An 18,641-nucleotide genomic window follows, 5' to 3' on the forward strand; every position below is an offset into this window, starting at 1 on the left:
GCCATGAGCGATTCGGACGCCTGGGCCAAGGCGTGCGCCGAGGACCTGGAGGCCGAGAAGGCCCGCCGCCGCGCCGCCGCCGGCGCGGAGCCCGGCTCGGCCGCCGAGGAGTTCCGCAAGCTCTTCGACGCCGTCGCCGACAAGGTCTCCACGCTGCGGAACCCGCTGATGGGCATGGCCGCCCAGGGAACCGTGCAGCAGTTCGTCAACCAGGCGAAGGCCGCCGTCGAGCCGATCATCGAGCGCAACCCGCAGGTCTTCGACCATCTCGCGGCCGCGGGCAACGAGCTCCTCGCCGCGTACCGCTCGGCCGTCGAGACCCACGAGACGCGCTGGACGCGCGACGAGCCGGGCGACCCGCGCGCCGAGGCCTCCGAGGACCGCGACCAGGAGCCCCCGAAGGACCCCCCGAAGGACCCCCGCCGGGACGACGACGGACCCGGGACCGGGCAGCACATCGACCTGGACTGACCAGGAGAGGCGCACCCCTCGGGTACGGTTGGCCTTAGCGGGGCTCGACCGAAAACTGAGGGACACATGGGACTCACCATCGGCGTCGACATCGGCGGCACGAAGATCGCGGCCGGCGTGGTCGACGAGGAGGGCAACATCCTCGACACGCACACGGTGCCCACCCCGCCGACCCCCGAAGGCATCGTCGACGCGATCTGCGCCGCGGTCTCCGAGGCCGGCAAGGGCCATCAGATCGAGGCTGTCGGCATCGGTGCCGCGGGCTATGTCGACGACAAGCGCGCCACCGTCCTCTTCGCGCCGAACATCGACTGGCGGCACGAGCCGCTGAAGGACAAGGTCGAGCAGCGGGTCGGCCTGCCGGTCGTCGTCGAGAACGACGCGAACGCGGCGGCCTGGGGCGAGTACAAGTTCGGCGCGGGGCAGGGCCACGAGGACGTCATCTGCATCACGCTCGGCACCGGCCTCGGCGGCGGCATCATCATCGGCAACAAGCTGCGCCGCGGACGCTTCGGCGTGGCCGCGGAGTTCGGGCACATCCGGGTCGTCCCGGACGGCCTGCTGTGCGGCTGCGGCAGCCAGGGCTGCTGGGAGCAGTACGCCTCCGGGCGCGCCCTCGTCCGGTACGCGAAGCAGCGCGCCCAGGCGACCCCGGAGAACGCGAAGGTCCTCCTCGGCCTCGGCGACGGCACCGCGGAGGGCATCCAGGGCAAGCACATCAGCGACGCCGCCCGGCAGGGCGACCCGGTGGCCATCGACTCGTTCCGCGAGCTGGCCCGCTGGGCCGGCGCCGGTCTGGCCGACCTCGCCTCGCTCTTCGACCCCTCGGCGTTCATCGTCGGCGGTGGCGTCTCCGACGAGGGCGACCTCGTCCTCGACCCGATCCGCAAGTCCTTCCGCCGCTGGCTCGTCGGCGGCCAGTGGCGCCCGCACGCCCAGGTCCTCGCGGCCCAGCTCGGCAACAAGGCCGGTCTGGTCGGCGCGGCGGACCTGGCCCGCCAGGGCTGACGCCCGCGCCTCGTCCGTACGACACGGAACGCCGTCCCGCCCGTCGCGCCCTCTGGGGCCCGACGGGCGGTTGTCGTATGTTGCTGCGCATGGCGATCACCGCGCTGCCCAACTCCCGCACCGAGGCGGACGGTTCGGCCGTCGTCCGGGTGCTCAGCTACAACGTCCGCTCGCTGCGGGACGACGAGGACGCCCTCGCCCGGGTCATCCGGGCCTGCGCGCCCGATCTCGTCTTCGTCCAGGAGGCGCCGCGCTTCTTCCGCTGGCGCAAGCACGCCGCCCGGCTCGCCGCCAAGAGCGAGCTCGTCGTGCTCAGCGGCGGCGCCACGGCCGCCGGGCCGCTGCTGATGTGCTCGCTGCGGGCCACCGTGGAACACACCGAGGACGTCCTGCTGCCGCTCACCCCGGGCCTGCACCGGCGCGGCTTCGCGACCGCCGTCGTACGGTTCGCCGGCGCCCGGGTCGGGCTGATCAGCTGTCACCTCAGCCTGCAGAAGGACGAGCGGTACGCCCAGGCCGGGATGCTCCTCGACCGGGTCGCCGCCATGGGCACCCCGCACACGATCGTGGCCGGTGACCTCAACGAGCGACCCGACGGGCGGGCCTTCACCCGCCTGGCGAAGGAGCTCCAGGACGGCTGGGCGGTCAGCCCCTGGGGCGGCGAGTACACCTCGACGCCCACCGACCCGCACCAGCGCATCGACGCGATCCTGGCCACCGAGGGCGTGGAGTTCCTGGGCTGTGGCGTGCCCACGGACCTCGACCCGGCCGACCTCAAGGCGGCGACGGACCACCTGCCGGTCCTCGCGGCGGTACGGATCCCGGCGGCCTGACCCACACGGTCGGCGGACGGAGTCCGCCGCAGCCGGCCGAAGCCCGGGAGGCGCCCCGGCGCCGAGCGGTGCGAGCGCCGGCGTCGGAGGATTCGGCTTCCAGCGGCCTGAGGCGCGAGGCCGGTGGTCCGACGCGCCGGTCAGACCACCGCGCCGCGGCCCGGGTCGTCGTAGCCGTCATCGTCGTCGTCGTGCTTCATCCGGGCCACCAGTGTCGCGAAACCGCCCAGGAAGCCGCCGATGCACAGCGTCGTCAGCCACCACGTCATGTCCCACTGGAGCAGCACCGCGATCAGCATCAGCACCGGGCCGCCCACCACGCCCAGCCACGCGAACTTCGTCGTCGCGTCCGCCTCCGGCAGCGGCGGCGGCTCCGGCGGGACGAAGTGGCCCTCGCCGTCGTCGTCGCCCTTCCTGCCGGGCTTCTTCTCGCCGGGCTCGTCGTCGGGGTCGGCGAGCTGGTAGTCCCGAGGGCCGCCGCCCACGCTCACTCCGGGCGCGAAGACGATCGAGCTGCCCAGCGCGGGCTTCGCGGGCCCCTCGTCCCCGTCCTCGTCCTCCTCGCCGTCACCGTCCTCGTCGGCCGCCGCCTCCGGGCGGGCGGAGTCGTCCGAGTCGTCGTCCGAGTCGTCGTCCGACTCGTCCACCGGCTCCGGGAGCGCCAGATCCTCCACCGACCTGAAGGGCCTGGCCCCCGGAGGGTCCGCCGGCTCCTGGCCGTACCCGGCGACGATGGCCGCCCATGCGGCCTCCTCGTCGATGGGCTGCGGCTCGCGCTCCCCGTCGTGCTGCTCAGCCACCGCTCGTGCTCCCCTTCTCACCGACGCCTTCCGGAGCGAGCCGGCCGACGAAGGCCCAGCTCTCCTCGAAGATCCGCTCCGCGTCGTGGTCCAACGTCGCCACGTGGTAGCTCTGTTCCAGCAGGATCTCCGTCACGTCCGTCGAGGAGATCCGGCTCAGGATCCGCGCCGAGTCGGCCGGCGGGACCACGTGGTCCCGCGGGCTGTGCAGCACGACCACCGGCTGCGTGACCTGCGGCAGCTCCGCGTCCACGACCCGGAAGAACTGACGCAGCGAGTGCGCCGCGTGCAGCGGCACCTTGTCGTAGCCGATCTCCGCCGAGCCCTCCTTGGCGATGTCGCTGGCGATGCCGTTCGTCGTGCGCACGAAGTGGCGGACCACCGGCAGCGCGTGCGCGGCGAGGCCGTGCACCTTGTTGCCCGGGTTCACCAGGACGAGACCCCGTACGGCATCCCCGTGCCTGGCCGCGAGCCGCAGCGAGAGCGCCCCGCCCATGGACAGACCGAAGACGAAGACCTCCTCGCAGGTGGCCAGCAGCTCCCGCAGAGCCCGGTCCACCTCCGCGTACCAGTCCTGCCAGCTGGTGAGCTGCAAGTCCTCCCAGCGGGTGCCGTGCCCGGGCAGGAGCGGCAGCGACACGGTCAGTCCGCGCTCGGCCAGATACTCGGCCCACGGGCGCAGCGACTGCGGGGAACCGGTGAATCCGTGACAGAGAAGGACGCCGACCTTTCCGCCCTCGTGGCGGTACGGCTCGGCTCCAGGAAGGACCGGCACCGGGGTCTCCTGTTCGGGGGTTCGACGAAGCAACGACAAGGGGAAGGACCTTCACCGTACGCGACCGGACCGACACCGACCAGGGCCGTTCGCACGAAGGTGCTCCTTGCTCGGCCGCACCCGCGCGGGCAGGCGGGAAAAGGCGGGATAAGGTCAGTCCGACAGCACACGGAAGGTACTCGAGTTGATCTACGGCGCAATGAAGTTCTCCATCGGGGGGTCACTGAAGCTCGCCTTCAGGCCGTGGGTGGAGGGCCTCGAGAACATTCCCGCCGAGGGGCCGGCGATCCTCGCGAGCAACCACCTGTCCTTCTCGGACTCCTTCTTCCTGCCCGCCGTCCTCGACCGCAAGGTCACCTTCATCGCCAAGGCCGAGTACTTCACCTCGCCCGGTGTGAAGGGCAAGCTCACCGCCGCCTTCTTCAAGGGCGTCGGCCAGCTCCCGGTGGACCGCTCCGGCGCGCGCGGCGCGGGCGAGGCCGCGATCAAGGCCGGTATCGAGGTCATCGAGAAGGGCGGACTCTTCGGGATCTACCCCGAGGGCACCCGCTCGCCCGACGGTCGCCTCTACCGCGGCAAGCCCGGTGGCCTCGCGCGCGTGGCCCTGGCCACCGGCGCGCCCGTGATCCCGGTCGCCATGATCGACACCGAGAAGATCCAGCCGCCCGGCAAGGTCGTCCCCAAGCTGATGCGCCCGGGGATCCGGATCGGCAAGCCGCTGGACTTCTCCCGCTACCACGGCATGGAGGGGGACCGCTTCATCCTGCGCTCGGTGACCGACGAGGTCATGTACGAGATCATGAAGCTGTCCGGCCAGGAGTACGTCGACATCTACGCGACCGCCGCCAAGCGGCAGATCGCCGACGCGGAGAAGGCGGCCAAGGAGGCCGTGAAGGAAGAGATCGCGGCACGGGAAGAGTCCGGCGCCTGACCCTCTCGTAGGGGCGCCCGGGGGGTGGGGGAGATGGCCAAGCGCGAGCGTGTCGTGCGGATGTCGGTCGAGCAGCCGTTGTGGCGCGCGCTCACCGCGTACCGCGTCGGGACGATGATCTACGCCGTCCTGATCTTCGTCTTCGGCCGTGAACGCTACGAACGGCCCTGGGTCGCCATCGCGTTCCTCGCCGTCCTGTGCGTCTGGACCCTGGTCACCCTCCCCAAGGTGGCGAACGCGGTCGGCTGCACCAAGCGCTTCCTCGTCGCCGACCTCACCGTCGCCCTCACCGGCATCCTGCTCACCCCGCTCGCCGACGAGCACGCGCAGTCGGTCGACGGCCCGACCCTGCCGACGATATGGACCGCGGGCGCCGTCCTCGCGTACGCGATCAAGGGCGGCTGGCGCTGGGCCGGCTTCGCCTCCTCGCTGGTCGCCGTCGCCAACATCATCGAGCGCGGCCACCCCACCCGGGACACCCTCCACAACGTCCTGCTGGTGTGGGTGGCGTCGATCGCCATCGGTTACGTCGTCGAGGTCGCCCGCGCCTCGGAGCGCACCCTCGCCCGCGCCCTGGAGATCGAGGCCGCGACCCGGGAGCGGGAGCGGCTGGCCCGGGACATCCACGACAGCGTCCTGCAGGTCCTGGCGATGGTGCAGCGGCGCGGCACGGCCCTGGGCGGCGAGGCCGCCGAGCTGGGCCGGATGGCGGGGGAGCAGGAGGTCGCGCTGCGGACCCTGGTCGCCGGCGGGCCGAGCCGTCCGTCGCTGGTCTCCGAGGACGAGTCCAAGGGGGCGGTCGTCCGGATGGCCGACTACCCCGACGAGGACAACCCGGCCGACGCGGCCGGCTCCCCGGTCGATCTGCGGGCCCTCCTCACCCCGCGCGCCGGGGCGCGGGTCACGCTCTCCGACCCGGGAGCGCCCGTGCTGCTCCCGCCGGAGGCCGCCCGCGAGCTGACCGCCGCCGTCGGCGCCGCCCTGGACAACGTCCGGGTGCACGCGGGCGACAGCGCCCGGGCGTGGATCCTGGTCGAGGACTGGCCGGACGAGGTGATCGTGACGGTACGGGACGACGGTCCCGGCATCCCGGAGGGACGGCTCGCCCAGGCGGAGGGCGAGGGCCGGATGGGGGTCGCCCTCTCCATCCGGGGCAGGCTGCGGGATCTCGGGGGGTCGGCCGAGCTGATCTCGGTCCCGGGACAGGGCACGGAAGTCGAACTGAAGGTCCCGCGGGAACCACGGGGGAAGGCAGGAACGAGATGAGCGAGCAGCAGGAGCAGATCAGAGTGATGGTCGTCGACGACCATCCGATGTGGCGGGACGCGGTCGCCCGCGACCTCGCCGAGGCCGGCTTCGACGTGGCGGCCACCGCCGGCGACGGCGAGCAGGCCGTGCGCCGCGCCGGCGCCGTGAACCCGGACGTCCTCGTCCTGGACCTCAACCTGCCCGCGAAGCCGGGCGTCCAGGTCTGCAAGGAGCTGGTCGGCGCCAACCCCAGGCTGCGGGTCCTCGTGCTCTCCGCGAGCGGCGAGCACGCCGACGTCCTTGAGGCGGTCAAGTCCGGTGCCACCGGCTATCTGCTGAAGTCGGCCAGCACGGCCGAACTGATCGACGCGGTACGCCGCACGGCCGCCGGCGACCCCGTCTTCACGCCCGGTCTCGCGGGCCTGGTCCTCGGCGAGTACCGCCGCCTCGCCTCCGAGCCCGCCCCGGCGTCCGGCGCCGACGAGCCCAAGGCCCCGCAGCTCACCGAGCGCGAGACCGAGGTGCTGCGGCTCGTCGCCAAGGGCCTGAGCTACAAGCAGATCGCCGAGCGGCTGGTCATCTCGCACCGGACCGTGCAGAACCACGTCCAGAACACGCTCGGCAAGCTTCAGCTGCACAACCGGGTGGAGCTGGTCCGGTACGCCATCGAGCGCGGCCTCGACGACGCCTGAGGATCCACGGGCAATTCACTCTCCATGCCGTGTCGGAGTGACCCACGCCACTACTAGCGTGGGTCGCACATCCCGTCCGACACGGCGAAGGAGACCTCCATGCGGGTCGGCGTACTGACCGGAGGCGGCGACTGCCCCGGTCTCAACGCGGTCATCCGCGGCATCGTCCGCAAGGGCGTCCAGGAGTACGGCTACGAGTTCACCGGCTTCCGCGACGGCTGGCGCGGACCCCTGGACGGCGACACCGTACGGCTCGACATCCCCGCCGTCCGCGGCATCCTGCCCCGCGGCGGCACGATCCTCGGCTCCTCGCGCACCGATCCGCTCACGGTGGAGAGCGGCATCCGCCGGATCAAGGAGAACCTCGCCAAGAGCGAGATCGACGCCCTGATCGCGATCGGCGGCGCGGGCACCCTCAGGGTGGCCGCCCGGCTGGTCGACGAGTACGGCGTCCCCTGCGTCGGGGTGCCCAAGACCATCGACAACGACCTCTCCGCCACCGACTACACCTTCGGGTTCGACACCGCCGTCGGCATCGCCACCGAGGCCATCGACCGCCTCCACACCACCGCCGAGTCCCACAAGCGGGTCCTGGTGGTGGAGGTGATGGGCCGGCACGCCGGCTGGATCGCCCTCCACTCCGGACTCGCGGGCGGCGCCAACGTCATCCTCATCCCCGAGCAGCGCTTCGACCTCGACCAGGTCTGCGCGTGGGTCACCTCGCGGTTCAAGGCCACGTACGCCCCGATAGTGGTCGTCGCCGAGGGCGCCAGGCCCAGGGACGGCGAGCCGGCCCGGCCCTCGGGCGTGGGCGAGTGGCTCGCCGAGGAGATCGAGCGGCGGACGGGCAACGAGGCGCGGACCACCGTGCTCGGCCATGTGCAGCGCGGCGGCACCCCCAGCGCCTTCGACCGCTGGCTCGCCACCCGCTTCGGTCTGCACGCCATCGACGCGGTCCGCGACGGCGACTTCGGCTCGATGGTCGCGCTGCGTGGCACCGACATCGTCCGCGTCCCCCTCTCCGAGGCCACGGCACGGCTCAAGACGGTCGAACCGGCGCTGTACGAGGAGGTCGGGGTCTTCTTCGGCTGACGACCCCGGCCCGTGGTCACGCGGGCCGCCCCCGGGGGGTCGTATATTCGCCGGTACCAGACAATTCCGGCCTACCCCCGGAGGGGACCCGTGGAAATCCTGGCATTCGGTGTACAGGCCGACGAGAAGCCGCTGATCGAGAAGGCCTTCGAAGGACACCACGAGGTCCGCTGCCTGGATGTCTTCCTCACCGAGGACACCGCGCCCATCGCGGCCGGCTACGAGATCGTGTCCACCAGCGTCAACGCCGAACTCGGCGGCCCGGTCCTGAGGGCCCTGGCCGCCGGCGGAACGAGGCTCATCGCCCAGCGCTCCACCGGCTTCAACAACATCGACCTCGATGTGGCCGCCGAGCTGGGCCTCACCGTCGCCCGGGTCTCGTACTACTCCCCGTACGCCGTCGCCGAGTTCGCCTGGACCCTCGCGATGGCCGTCAACCGGCGGATCGTCCGCGCCTCCAACCGGACCCGCGACTTCGACTTCCGGCTCGACGGACTCATGGGCCGCGACATGCGCGGCCGTACGGTCGGTGTCCTCGGCACCGGAAAGATCGGCGAGGCGTTCACCCGGATCGCCCACGGCTTCGGCATGAACCTCCTCGGCTGGGACGTCGCCGAGAACCCCGCCTGCGTCGAACTCGGCATGAAGTACGTCGACAAGGAGCGGCTCCTCGCCGAGTCCGACCTGATCAGCCTGCACGTACCGCTGCTCCCGGCGACCTGGCACCTCATCGACGCCGCCGCCCTCAAGGCGATGAAGGACGACGCCGTCCTGGTCAACTCCAGCCGCGGCGGTCTCGTCGACACCGAGGCCCTCGTCTCCGAACTCCGCGCGGGCCGCTTCACCGGGGTGGGACTCGACGTGTACGAGGCGGAGGCCGGGCTCTTCTTCCTCGACAAGTCCCTGGAGGTCGTCGAGGACGACACCCTGGCCCGCCTGGTGACCTTCCCCAACGTGGTGGTCACCTCCCACCAGGCGTACTACACCGTCGAGGCGGTCGGCCAGATCGTCGACACGACCGTCCAGAACGTCCTCGACTACCTCGCGGGCCGCCGCGGCGAGAACGTCCTGGTCCCGGCCGCCTCCCAGGACGCCCCCTAGACGAGTACCCCCGCGAGGAGCGAGGCGGTCAGCGCCGCCCCCTCCATCGTCAGGACCGACTCCGGGTGGAACTGGACCCCGGCGAAGCCCGGCCCGCGCAGCGCGTGGACCTCGCCCGTGTCCTCGTCGCGGCTCACCTCGATGCGGTGCAGCGCCAGTTCGGTGGCGGCCTGGTCGTCGCAGCGGGCCGTGAAGCTGTTGTAGAAGCCGACGGTCTGCTCCTGCCCGAAGAGATCGATCCGCACCTGCGCCCCCTGGAACGGGGTCCGCTTGCGGACGATCTCCAGGCCGAGCTCGGCCGCGATCAGCTCATGGCCCAGGCAGACGCCGAGGAGACCGTGCCGGTGGTCCCGTACGAGTTCGGCCGTGAGCCCGCGCAGGAAACGCATCTTGGGGTCGGCAGCGTCCCCCGGGTCGCCCGGCCCCGGCCCGAGCACCACCGGGCCCTCGTGGGCGAGGGCGAGCTCCCGCAGCCCCGGCTCGTCGTAGCGCACGACCGAGACCTCCAGACCGGAGGAGCGCAGCAGGTGGGCGAGCATCGCCGTGAAGGTGTCCTCGGCGTCGATCACCAGCGCGTGCCCGTTCAGCTCCGCCGACCGCACCTGCATCCGCAGCCAGAACGGCGCCAGGTCGGCCCGCCGGGCGTCCAGTGCCGCCCGCACCCGCGGATCGTCCGCGAGCCGCGGCGCCACCGGCGACTCGTCCCGCGGCCGCCCCTCCCGTACGCCCAGCGCCGCGAGGACCCCCGCCGCCTTGGCGTGCGTCTCGGCGACCTCGCCCGCCGGGTCGGAGTGGCGGACCAGGGTCGCGCCGACCGGCACCCGCAGCCGCCCGTCCGCCGAGATGTCGGCGGTACGGATGAGGATGGGGGAGTCCAGCGTCTGGAGGCCGTTCTCGTCCGTGCCGAGCAGGGCCAGCGCCCCCGCGTAGTAGCCCCGGCCCCCGGCCTCGTGGCGCTCGATGACGCGGCAGGCGTTCTGCACCGGGGAGCCGGTGACCGTCGCCGCGAACATCGTCTCCCGCAGCACCTCCCGTACGTCGAGGGACGAGCGGCCGCGCAGCTCGTACTCGGTGTGGGCGAGATGCGCCATCTCCTTGAGCCGCGGACCGATCACCACCCCGCCCATGTCGCCGACCGTGCACATCATCTTCAGCTCCTCGTCGACCACCATGGAGAGCTCCTCGGTCTCCTTGCGGTCGGCCAGGAACGCCAGCAGGTCCTCGGCGGTCGGTGCGGCGCCGGCCGGGTAGCGGTACGTGCCGCTGATCGGGTTCATGACGACGGTGCCGCCCACCCGTCTCCCACCACCACCCCCAGACGAGAGCGCTTCGCGCTCGCCCCTCCCGCTCGTCATCCGGACGTGCACCTCGGGGCTCGCGCCCACCAGGACCCGGTCACCGGTGTGGACGACGAACGTCCAGTACGCGCCCCGCTCGCCCGTGAGGAGCCGCCGGAACAGCGCGAGCGCGTCGGCGCGCCCGAAGCCCGGGATCTCCCCGGTGTAGGTGCGCCGGATGACGAAGTTGGCGCCCTCGCCGGCGCCGATCTCCTCGTCGATGACCCGCCGTACGGTCTCGGCGTACGCCTCGTCCGACACGTCGAACCCGCCGCCCTCCACCCGTACGTCATGGGCGGGCAGCTGCTCGAGCGCGGCGGCGAGCGGCAGTTCGTACGCCTCCTCGGCGACCAGCACGGAGAGCGGGGTGCCGTCGTAGCGTACGTCGAAGCCGCGCTCGCGGATCTGCCGGAACGGTACGAGCGCGAGGGTCGGCAGCGGGCCGACGGGCAGCTCGGCGAGCCGCTCGGCCTCGTGGACCGCGCCGATCAGCACCTCGACGGTGTCGTGGTCACGGCCCGGGGTGCGCCTGCGGAGCAGGGCGAAGGGCGGGCAGGAGTCGTCCAGGAGACGGGAGAGTTCCATACGGATACGTCGTTCCTTCCGGGTGGGAGAGGAACGGCCCCGGGTACGGGAAAGGCCGCCCCTCGGGCGGCCTTCGCGTGTCGTCGGTGTACGCGCAGTCAGTGGGCCGCCGGATGAGCGGTCCACCACCAGTTCTGGATCTGCGGCGCGAACATGCGAGCACCATAACCCAGCCGGGCACGGAAACGGGGCCCGGTCCGCACCGTGGACGGTGCGAGCCGGGCCCCGGGGACCCGCTGAACTACCCGATCAGAAGATCATGTTGTAGATCTGCCAGCCCGGACCGACCTGCACGCGCGCGGCGTACGGGGCTGTGGCGTTGCCGGTGCCCTTGTAGAACCACAGGACGCCGGAACCGTCGCGGCCGATGAAGTCCACCTTGCCGTCGCGGTCGAGGTCGCTCGGCCCGACGATGCTGTTGTAGATCTGCCAGCCGGTGCCGACCTTGACGCGGGCGCCGTACGGGGCGGCGGCGTTGCCGGTGCCCGCGTAGAACCACAGGACGCCGGAGGCGTCGCGGCCGATGAAGTCCGGCTTGCCGTCACCGGACAGATCGCCGGTGCTGACGATCATGTTGTAGATCTGCCAGCCGGTACCGATCTTCGCCCGCGGTGCGAACGGCACGGACGGGTTGCCGGTGCCCTGGTAGAGGTACAGCGCGCCGGACTTCTCGCGGGCGATCAGGTCCGCCTTGCCGTCCCCGGTGAGGTCACGGGCGCCGATGATCTGGTCGTAGATCCCCCATCCGGCCCCGGTCTTGAGCCGTGCCTTGAACGGCGCGGACGGGTTGCCGCTGCCCTGGTAGTACCAGAGCACACCGGAACCGTCCCGGGCGACGGCGTCACCGGTGCCGTTGGCGTGCAGGGCGGTCATGGCCGTGACGGTGTTGTAGATCTGCCAGCCGGCGCCGACCCGGTAGCGGGTCAGGAAGGGCGTGGTGCCGCTGCCGGTGCCCTGGTACTGCCAGAGGACGCCGGAACCGTCACGGGCGAGGAGGTTGTAGCGACCGGCGCCGGTGTCGGCCGCGACACCGGGCGCCTCCACGATGTCGCTCTGCTTCACCCAGGTGACCTTGTGGTGGAAGCGGATCGGCACGAACATCGTGCTGCCGATGACGTTCTTCTGGGCGCCGCCGAACCAGTCGTCGCCCTTCACCGCCGGGCCGGCCTTCACATAGGCGTGACCGGCGGCCAGGGAGAACTTCGTCAGGGAGGCGTTCTCGTCGCCCGGCGCCTCCAGGCCCGCGGCGGTGTACGCGGCGGTCTCTGGGAAGGAGCGCCCGTAGATCTTGGCCGAGGTCAGCCCCGACTTCACCTTCACGGTCGTGGCACCGGTCACCGGGACGGTGTACTGGCCGCCCGGGTTGTAGAACCATGCCTTCTGGCCCGCGTACCAGATCGCGGTCCAGTTGTACTGGGCATCGGCGACGACGTAGCTGCCACCGGCGCGGACCTTGTTCCCGTAGTTCGAGCCCTCGGACCAGAGAGAGGAGAAGTACGGGTCCTTCAGCGTGGTCGCGCTCGTCGAGGGCGACGTGTACAGGTAGCCGAAGTTGGACGGGCGCGCGGGGACCGCGTTGCCACCGGTGGTCAGCTTCGGCTGGTTCGCCGTGGTGAACGGCGGCACCACACGGACCACCTGGCCGGCCTTGAGCAGGCCGCCGGCGCCCTTGTCGCCCTGCGGGGCGCCCAGGAGGGACATGTAGTGGTTCCAGTCCCAGTACGGGCCCGCGTCCCAGTGGAGCTTGCTGAGGCCGGCGTCCGTCTGGAGCGCCACCTCGTCGTGGCCGATGATGTGCTCGCGGTCCAGCGGCACGCCGTACTTGGCGGCCAGGAACTTCACCAGATCGGCGGAGGACTGGTACTGGGACTCGGTGTACCAGCTGCCCTCCTTGATCGCGTAGCCCTCGTGCTCCACGCCGATCGCGTGCATGTTGTGGGTCCAGTTGCCCGCGTGCCACGCCAGGTGCTTGTTCTCGAGCATCTGGGTGACCAGACCGTCCGAGGCGCGGATCAGGTAGTGGGCGCTGCCCGGGACCGCCGGATTGGTGAGCGCCGCGAGCGAGCCGTCGTAGCCGCCCTCGGTGTCGTGGATGATGATCTGCCGGATGTCCACGCCCTGGTTCGGGCGGTCGCCGAGCGTGTAGTTGCGCTTGCTGGGGTTCGCGGGATCCGTCCGGACCGGCACGAAGTTGCAGTTCAGGCCGGCGGGGCACTCGGGCGTCGGCGTCGCCGTCGTGGAGGCGAAGCTCGCCGCCAGCGGCACGTTCGACGGCTTGACCGGCTCGACCGACGGGTCGGCCGGCAGGGAGACCTGCTCGCCGTCCAGGGTCAGCTCACGCTCACCGGTCCTGATGGACTCGAAGACGCGCTTCGCGAAGAGGTCGGCGCCCTTCTTGTCGGGCGACTCGCTGTAGCGCGCGACGGCCGGATACCAGGCGCCCGGGTCGTCGGACAGCTCGGCGCCGGCCTGCTTCTGGTACTCGGCGAGCAGCGCCGCGCCGGCCCGGATGGACTCGGCGGTGTCGTTCTGGACCGCCTCGGCGGAGCTGTCGATCAGCTCGGCGGCCTTGTCCAGGGTGTGCAGCCGCGGGTCGGTGGTGTCGACGGCGGCCTTGTCCAGGATGGCCCGGACCTTGGCGGGGTCGAAGGTCTTCTCGATCTCCGGCTTGCCGCTGCCGTTGAAGTGGGAGATGGCCTCCTCGTCGGCCTCTCCGGACTCGATGTCCTCCGGGTCGACGTCCGTCAGGCCCATGACGTTGTACGCGCCGGTCACACTCGGCTCGCCGTCGTGCGACTCCCACCGCGTCTGCCGGTACGACACCGCCATCAGCACGCTCTGCGGCACGTCGAACTCCCGCGCCGCGTCCGCGAACTGCGACTGCAGAGAAGCGTTTCCGCTGTTCTTGCCGTCCTCGGAGCCCAGCACGCCGGGCGAGGCCACGGCGATGGTGCCGATCGTGGCGGTGGCGACGACCGCCGCCGCCGCACCGTAAAGCAGCCGTTTCTTCTTGCGGTCCTTGCGGTGCCCTTGGCTCACGCCCACCCCTGTGATTGGTCTTTAGTTGATGTTTAAACGCGCGTGAGAGTAACACCGCCCGATGGCGTGACGATCACCGAGGGACATTTCGGGCGCGCGTCTCAGCCATTGGGCGTCGCGCTGGACAGGGCGCCAAACCCCGTAATGTGGTGGTTGTGACCGTGAACGCTAAGACCCCCGCCGCCGGTGGCAACACCTGGCGAGACCTTCCCGCGGCGCAGCAGCCTGAGTACCCCGATGCCGAGGCTCTGCGCGATGTGATCGCGGACCTCGAGTCGTATCCGCCGCTCGTCTTCGCAGGCGAGTGCGATCAGCTGCGCGCCCGCATGGGAGCCGTCGCCCGGGGCGAGGCGTTCCTGCTCCAGGGCGGCGACTGCGCCGAGGCCTTCGACGCCGTGTCCGCCGACCACATCCGTGCCAAGCTCAAGACCCTGCTCCAGATGAGCGCCGTCCTGACGTACGCGGCCTCCGTGCCCGTCGTCAAGGTCGGCCGTATCGCCGGGCAGTACTCCAAGCCCCGCTCCAAGGGCACCGAGACCCGCGACGGCGTGACCCTGCCGACGTACCGCGGCGACTCGGTCAACGGCTTCGACTTCAACGAGAAGGCCCGGATCCCGGACCCCGAGCGCCTGAAGCGGATGTACAACGCCTCCGCCTCCACGCTCAACCTGGTCCGCGCCTTCACCACCGGCGGTTACGCCGACCTGCGCCAGGTGCACGCCTGGAACCAGGACTTCGTGAAGTCGTCCCCGTCGGGCCAGCGCTACGAGCAGCTGGCGCGCGAGATCGACAACGCGCTGAACTTCATGAAGGCCTGTGGCACCGACCCGGCCGAGTTCAAGGCCGTCGAGTTCTACGCCTCCCACGAGGCGCTGCTGCTCGACTACGAGGGTGCCCTCACCCGTACCGACTCGCGTACCGGCAAGCTGTACGACACCTCCGGCCACATGGTCTGGATCGGTGAGCGCACCCGCCAGCTCGACCACGCCCACATCGAGTTCGCCTCGCGGATCGCGAACCCGATCGGCATCAAGCTCGGCCCGACGACCACGGTCGACGAGGCGCTGACGTACATCGACCGCCTGGACCCGGACCGCGAGCCCGGCCGGCTGACCTTCATCGTCCGCATGGGCGCCGACAAGGTCCGGGACAAGCTCCCGGAGCTGGTCGAGAAGGTCACCGCCTCCGGCGCGACCGTCGCCTGGGTCACCGACCCGATGCACGGCAACACGTTCGAGGCGGCCTCCGGCCACAAGACCCGCCGCTTCGACGACGTGCTCGACGAGGTCAAGGGCTTCTTCGAGGTCCACAAGGGCCTCGGCACGCACCCGGGCGGCATCCACGTCGAGCTCACCGGTGACGACGTCACCGAGTGCGTGGGCGGCGGCGACGAGATCTTCGTCGACGACCTGCACCAGCGCTACGAGACGGCCTGCGACCCGCGGCTCAACCGCAGCCAGTCGCTCGACCTGGCGTTCCTGGTGGCGGAGATGTACCGCGATCAGTAAGGACGTTCCTACGACTGTGGGGCGCGGATCCATGTGATCCGCGCCCCACAGTCATATCCAGGGCTTTACACCTGATAGGTGCCGGGTAAGGTTAGGTTCGCCTTATCGATCTCGGCGGGAGGTGAACCGCGTGTACGTCTGCTCATGCTTCGGCGTTACGGAGAAGCAGGTCAAGGAGCACGCGGATGCCGGCGCCTGTACGCCTCGCCAGATCGCCTCGGCCTGCAAGGCGGGCACGGACTGCGGCTCGTGCGTCCGGCGTATCCAGGCCATCCTCGGGCGCGGCAACTGCCCCCGGCGGGAGCTCGTCGACCAGGGGATGCCCGCGCTGACCTCCGTCCCTGAAGACCTCTCCGAGGCGGCTTAGCTCGGCTGCTCGATCAGCGTCGAGATGTAGAGCGCCTCGCCGAGGTTCTCGATCAGCTCCAGCTGGGTGTCGAGGTAGTCGATGTGGTGCTCCTCGTCGGCCAGGATCTCCTCGAAGAGGTTCGCCGACGTGATGTCGTTCTTGGCGCGCATGACCTCGATGCCGCGCTTGAGGCGGTCGATCGCCTCCACCTCCACCTGGCGGTCCGCCTCGAACATCTCCTTGACCGTCTGGCCGACCCGGACATGGAAGAGCCGCTGGTAGTTGGGCAGACCGTCCAGCATCAGGATGCGTTCGGTGAGCTTGTCCGCGTGCTTCATCTCATCGATGGACTCTTCGCGGGTGTACTTGGCGAGCTTGGTCCAGCCCTTGTTGTCCTGGATGCGGTAGTGCAGCCAGTACTGGTTGACGGCCGTCAGCTCGCCGGTCAGCTGCTCGTTGAGGAACTCGAGGACCTCGGGGTCGCCCTGCATCGCAGAGGCTCCTTCCACGCATAGGTACGCCGTGACTGGGCAGGATGGCCGCATCCTTGCACCACGAGTGGGGAGCGTCCAGTAAGTGCAGGCTTAGTGGGAGTTGCCCGAATCCGCGTGCGATGTGAGGTTGGCTGGTCATGACCACCCCTCGCGGTCTGTCACCATGGATGACATGGGTCAGCCGGAGAGCGGAGTACACCGGGAAGCAGGGCAGTCGGATCTTCCTCCGGGGCAGCGGCTGCAGCGCGGCTGGCCTGTCACCCACTACGGCCCCGTCCCCAAGTTCAAGCCCGACCGCTGGGAGTTCCGGGTCTTCGGGGCGACCGCGGACGGCGAGAAGCGGTGCTGGAATCACGAGGAGTTCTCGGCGCTGCCGTTCTCGACCGTCGTGGCCGATCTGCACTGCGTCACGAAATTCAGCATGCTCGGGGCCGAATGGGGGGGTGTGCCCGCCCGGACGATCCTGGAGCTGGCCCCGCCGGCCGCCGGCGTCACGCATGTGATGGTCTGGGCCGAGTACGGCTTCAGCGCCAACATGCGCCTCTCCGACTTCGCCTCCGAGCGCACGATCTTCGCCACCCACAAGGACGGCGAGCTGCTCACCGCCGAGCACGGCTTCCCGCTGCGGCTCGTGGTGCCCCACCTGTACGCCTGGAAGGGGCCCAAGTGGGTCCGGGGTGTGGAGTACATGACCGCCGATCGCCGGGGCTTCTGGGAGGAGCGCGGCTATCACAACATCGGCGATCCCTGGCGGGAGCAGCGGTACTCGTACCAGGAGGAGCCGGGGGACGGCCCGGAGCTCTGACCCCGGAGCCCTGATCAGTGGTGGTACTGGTGGACCACCGCATGGCCCTTGCCGCGGCCGATCATCCACTTGTTGACGGGTGTGGTGATCAGGAAGGCGACGAGGAAGGCGAAGGCGAGGGCGCCCCAGAACAGCGCGTCCGACAGATGCGCGTCCATCGCGCCGGGCACGAGCAGCAGGACGCCGTTGTCGACGATCTCCATCACGGTGATGGAGAGGGTGTCGGCGGCGAGCGCGACGCCGATGGCGGCCTTCAGGCTCAGTCCGGCGCGGACGACCGCCCACAGGGTGAGCGAGTAGCCGAAGAAGAAGGCCAGGACGATGGCGAGGACCATCGTCGGGGCGTTGCCCCAGCCGAGCGAGGTGCCGATGATCATGCCGAGGACCTCGCCGATGGCGCATCCCGTGAGGCAGTGGAGGGTGGCCTTCATCGCCATGGACCAGCTGACCGCACCGGTGGCGTGTCCCTGGTGGTCGTGCTGACCGTGCCGGCCGTGGGGCTCGTGCCGGCCGTGGGGCTCGTGCCGGCCGTGGTGCTCATGGTGACCGGCGTGGCCCTCGTGGCCCTCGTGGCCCTGGTGGTTCTCGTGTCCGGTGTGCTGCTGCTCGTGTGCGTGCGCTTCGTGCTGCATGAGGGCCCCCAATGCCGGATAGCGGTTCCCGTCTCTCTCTTGACAGGAACCGTATACCCCCCAGGGGTATTCCTCAACGGAAATCTCAGCCTCGGAGTTTCTTCAGCCGCTCCACGTCCGCCGTGTGCCCGTCCTTCCCGCCCGGGGTCTCGATGATCAGCGGCACCCCTTCGGTCGCCGGGTGACGCATCAGCTCCCGGAACGGCTCCTCGCCGATGTGACCGGCCCCGATGTTCGCGTGCCGGTCCTTGTGCGCACCGACGACGTCCTTGGAGTCATTGGCGTGGATCAGCTTCAGCCGCCCCTCGCCCACGGTCGCCACCAACTCGTCGAGCGTCCGCGTCATCCCGTACGGGCCGGTCAGATCGTGGCCCGCGGCGAAGATGTGGCAGGTGTCGAGACAGATCCCGAGCTTCGGGTGGCGGTCAAGCGCGTCGAAGTACGGGCCGAAGTCCTCGGCGCGCGAGCAGAGCGAGAAACCCTGCCCGGCCGTCGACTCGAGCAGCAGGAACGGGTCGTCCGGGTGCGTCAGCTCGTCGAGCAGCGGCCGCATCCGCTCCCGTACCTGCGCCAGCGCCTCCTCGCGCGGTCGGCCTCCGGTCGCCGAACCGGTGTGCACCACGACGCCCTTCGCCCCGATCTCCCGGCCGCGGCGCAGCGAGTGGCGCAGTGACTCGACCGACCTGTCGACGGTGGCCTCGGTGTGGGAGCCGAAGTTGATCAGGTACGGGGCGTGGACCCAGGCCGACAGGGACTCGGCCTCGCACGCCGCGCGGAACAGCTCGTCCTGCGCCGGGTTCCCGGCGGGCGTGGCCCAGCCGCGCGGGTTGGCCACGAAGACCTGGACGGTCTCGGCGCCCAGCCCGCGGGCGTAGCCGAGACCGACCGTGGCGAGGCCGCCGGCCACGGGGACATGACCGCCGACGGGGTTGCGCATGAGT

At 70.7% G+C, this 18,641-nt stretch carries 19 protein-coding genes; 11 read left to right on the forward strand and 8 right to left on the reverse strand.

Annotated features, from left to right (window positions below; genetic code table 11):
- Nucleotides 1-3 precede the first annotated feature (3 nt).
- The 3 genes from FDM97_RS09070 (at nucleotide 4) to FDM97_RS09080 (ending at nucleotide 2,312) form a co-directional block, all read left to right on the forward strand.
- On the forward strand, nucleotides 4-471 hold the full coding sequence (locus FDM97_RS09070) for a DUF5304 domain-containing protein (protein ID WP_137989881.1): 468 nt from the start codon (nucleotides 4-6) through the stop codon (nucleotides 469-471).
- Between the two features lie 66 nt (nucleotides 472-537).
- Nucleotides 538-1,479 (forward strand): ROK family glucokinase, encoded by a 942-nt coding sequence (locus FDM97_RS09075; protein ID WP_137989883.1) that lies wholly within the window; start codon nucleotides 538-540, stop codon nucleotides 1,477-1,479.
- An 89-nt stretch (nucleotides 1,480-1,568) separates the two neighbouring features.
- The gene (locus tag FDM97_RS09080; protein WP_137989885.1) at nucleotides 1,569-2,312 is read left to right on the forward strand and encodes an endonuclease/exonuclease/phosphatase family protein; all 744 of its coding nucleotides are present in this window, start codon (nucleotides 1,569-1,571) and stop codon (nucleotides 2,310-2,312) included.
- Between the two features lie 140 nt (nucleotides 2,313-2,452).
- On the opposite strand, the gene FDM97_RS09085 is transcribed toward FDM97_RS09080, so the two are convergent.
- Both FDM97_RS09085 and FDM97_RS09090 read right to left on the reverse strand, forming a co-directional pair.
- Entirely contained in the window at nucleotides 2,453-3,112 is a 660-nt protein-coding gene (locus tag FDM97_RS09085) for a hypothetical protein (RefSeq protein WP_137989887.1), read from the reverse strand.
- A complete protein-coding gene (locus tag FDM97_RS09090) occupies nucleotides 3,105-3,887 on the reverse strand; it encodes an alpha/beta hydrolase (protein ID WP_137989889.1) in 783 nt (260 codons plus the stop codon). The genes FDM97_RS09085 and FDM97_RS09090 overlap by 8 nt, the downstream gene beginning before the upstream one ends.
- A 199-nt stretch (nucleotides 3,888-4,086) precedes the next feature.
- Here FDM97_RS09090 and FDM97_RS09095 point away from each other — a divergent pair, with 199 nt between their 5' ends.
- From FDM97_RS09095 to FDM97_RS09115, 5 genes are all read left to right on the forward strand, one after another.
- A complete protein-coding gene (locus tag FDM97_RS09095) occupies nucleotides 4,087-4,818 on the forward strand; it encodes a lysophospholipid acyltransferase family protein (protein ID WP_137994737.1) in 732 nt (243 codons plus the stop codon).
- Between the two features lie 33 nt (nucleotides 4,819-4,851).
- The gene (gene macS, locus FDM97_RS09100; RefSeq protein WP_137989891.1) at nucleotides 4,852-6,084 is read left to right on the forward strand and encodes a MacS family sensor histidine kinase; all 1,233 of its coding nucleotides are present in this window, start codon (nucleotides 4,852-4,854) and stop codon (nucleotides 6,082-6,084) included.
- Complete coding sequence (locus FDM97_RS09105) at nucleotides 6,081-6,758, forward strand: response regulator (protein WP_137989892.1); 678 nt, start codon at nucleotides 6,081-6,083, stop codon at nucleotides 6,756-6,758. Before macS ends, FDM97_RS09105 begins: the two co-directional genes overlap by 4 nt.
- A 99-nt stretch (nucleotides 6,759-6,857) precedes the next feature.
- Entirely contained in the window at nucleotides 6,858-7,850 is a 993-nt protein-coding gene (locus FDM97_RS09110; protein WP_137989893.1) for a 6-phosphofructokinase, read from the forward strand.
- A 90-nt stretch (nucleotides 7,851-7,940) separates the two neighbouring features.
- Entirely contained in the window at nucleotides 7,941-8,951 is a 1,011-nt protein-coding gene (locus tag FDM97_RS09115; RefSeq protein ID WP_137989894.1) for a 2-hydroxyacid dehydrogenase, read from the forward strand.
- Here the strand turns inward: FDM97_RS09115 and FDM97_RS09120 are convergent.
- The 3 genes from FDM97_RS09120 to FDM97_RS09130 all read right to left on the reverse strand — a co-directional run bounded on the left by FDM97_RS09120 (nucleotide 8,948) and on the right by FDM97_RS09130 (nucleotide 13,912).
- Nucleotides 8,948-10,873, reverse strand: coding sequence for an anthranilate synthase family protein (locus FDM97_RS09120; RefSeq protein WP_137989895.1), 1,926 nt, complete (start codon nucleotides 10,871-10,873; stop codon nucleotides 8,948-8,950). The genes FDM97_RS09115 and FDM97_RS09120 overlap by 4 nt on opposite strands.
- Before the next feature lie 98 nt (nucleotides 10,874-10,971).
- Nucleotides 10,972-11,028: a trp operon leader peptide gene (locus FDM97_RS37075; protein ID WP_071892416.1), complete on the reverse strand. Its 57-nt coding sequence runs from the start codon at nucleotides 11,026-11,028 to the stop codon at nucleotides 10,972-10,974.
- Nucleotides 11,029-11,122: 94 nt separating this feature from the next.
- Nucleotides 11,123-13,912, reverse strand: a complete 2,790-nt coding sequence (locus FDM97_RS09130) for an N-acetylmuramoyl-L-alanine amidase (protein ID WP_137989897.1) — start codon at nucleotides 13,910-13,912, stop codon at nucleotides 11,123-11,125.
- A gap of 155 nt (nucleotides 13,913-14,067) precedes the next feature.
- Between FDM97_RS09130 and FDM97_RS09135 the strand changes: the two genes are divergently transcribed.
- Both FDM97_RS09135 and FDM97_RS09140 read left to right on the forward strand, forming a co-directional pair.
- Nucleotides 14,068-15,420, forward strand: a complete 1,353-nt coding sequence (locus FDM97_RS09135) for a class II 3-deoxy-7-phosphoheptulonate synthase (protein ID WP_137989898.1) — start codon at nucleotides 14,068-14,070, stop codon at nucleotides 15,418-15,420.
- A 121-nt stretch (nucleotides 15,421-15,541) separates the two neighbouring features.
- Nucleotides 15,542-15,787, forward strand: coding sequence for a (2Fe-2S)-binding protein (locus tag FDM97_RS09140; RefSeq protein ID WP_137989899.1), 246 nt, complete (start codon nucleotides 15,542-15,544; stop codon nucleotides 15,785-15,787).
- On the opposite strand, the gene bfr is transcribed toward FDM97_RS09140, so the two are convergent.
- Entirely contained in the window at nucleotides 15,784-16,260 is a 477-nt protein-coding gene (bfr, locus tag FDM97_RS09145; protein WP_137989900.1) for a bacterioferritin, read from the reverse strand. The two genes, FDM97_RS09140 and bfr, sit on opposite strands and share 4 nt — an antisense overlap.
- A gap of 175 nt (nucleotides 16,261-16,435) precedes the next feature.
- On the opposite strand from bfr, the gene FDM97_RS09150 reads away from it, so the two are divergent.
- On the forward strand, nucleotides 16,436-17,068 hold the full coding sequence (locus FDM97_RS09150) for a sulfite oxidase-like oxidoreductase (RefSeq protein ID WP_137989901.1): 633 nt from the start codon (nucleotides 16,436-16,438) through the stop codon (nucleotides 17,066-17,068).
- A 14-nt stretch (nucleotides 17,069-17,082) separates the two neighbouring features.
- On the opposite strand, the gene FDM97_RS09155 is transcribed toward FDM97_RS09150, so the two are convergent.
- The gene (locus FDM97_RS09155) at nucleotides 17,083-17,700 is read right to left on the reverse strand and encodes a DUF4396 domain-containing protein (protein WP_137989902.1); all 618 of its coding nucleotides are present in this window, start codon (nucleotides 17,698-17,700) and stop codon (nucleotides 17,083-17,085) included.
- An 85-nt stretch (nucleotides 17,701-17,785) separates the two neighbouring features.
- On the reverse strand, nucleotides 17,786-18,637 hold the full coding sequence (locus tag FDM97_RS09160; RefSeq protein WP_137989903.1) for a deoxyribonuclease IV: 852 nt from the start codon (nucleotides 18,635-18,637) through the stop codon (nucleotides 17,786-17,788).
- Nucleotides 18,638-18,641 lie beyond the last annotated feature (4 nt).

Source organism: Streptomyces vilmorinianum, from assembly GCF_005517195.1.
Taxonomy (GTDB): Bacteria; Actinomycetota; Actinomycetes; order Streptomycetales; family Streptomycetaceae; genus Streptomyces; species Streptomyces vilmorinianum.

Coding starts and splice junctions, on each gene's coding strand:
- FDM97_RS09070 (WP_137989881.1), top strand. CDS start 4: ATGAGCGATTCGGACGCCTGGGCCAAGGCGTGCGCCGAGGACCTGGAG.
- FDM97_RS09150 (WP_137989901.1), top strand. CDS start 16,436: ATGGGTCAGCCGGAGAGCGGAGTACACCGGGAAGCAGGGCAGTCGGAT.
- FDM97_RS09120 (WP_137989895.1), bottom strand. CDS start 10,873: ATGGAACTCTCCCGTCTCCTGGACGACTCCTGCCCGCCCTTCGCCCTG.
- FDM97_RS09080 (WP_137989885.1), top strand. CDS start 1,569: ATGGCGATCACCGCGCTGCCCAACTCCCGCACCGAGGCGGACGGTTCG.
- FDM97_RS09160 (WP_137989903.1), bottom strand. CDS start 18,637: ATGCGCAACCCCGTCGGCGGTCATGTCCCCGTGGCCGGCGGCCTCGCC.
- FDM97_RS09155 (WP_137989902.1), bottom strand. CDS start 17,700: ATGCAGCACGAAGCGCACGCACACGAGCAGCAGCACACCGGACACGAG.
- FDM97_RS09075 (WP_137989883.1), top strand. CDS start 538: ATGGGACTCACCATCGGCGTCGACATCGGCGGCACGAAGATCGCGGCC.
- macS (WP_137989891.1), top strand. CDS start 4,852: ATGGCCAAGCGCGAGCGTGTCGTGCGGATGTCGGTCGAGCAGCCGTTG.
- FDM97_RS09095 (WP_137994737.1), top strand. CDS start 4,087: ATGAAGTTCTCCATCGGGGGGTCACTGAAGCTCGCCTTCAGGCCGTGG.
- FDM97_RS09105 (WP_137989892.1), top strand. CDS start 6,081: ATGAGCGAGCAGCAGGAGCAGATCAGAGTGATGGTCGTCGACGACCAT.
- bfr (WP_137989900.1), bottom strand. CDS start 16,260: ATGCAGGGCGACCCCGAGGTCCTCGAGTTCCTCAACGAGCAGCTGACC.
- FDM97_RS09110 (WP_137989893.1), top strand. CDS start 6,858: ATGCGGGTCGGCGTACTGACCGGAGGCGGCGACTGCCCCGGTCTCAAC.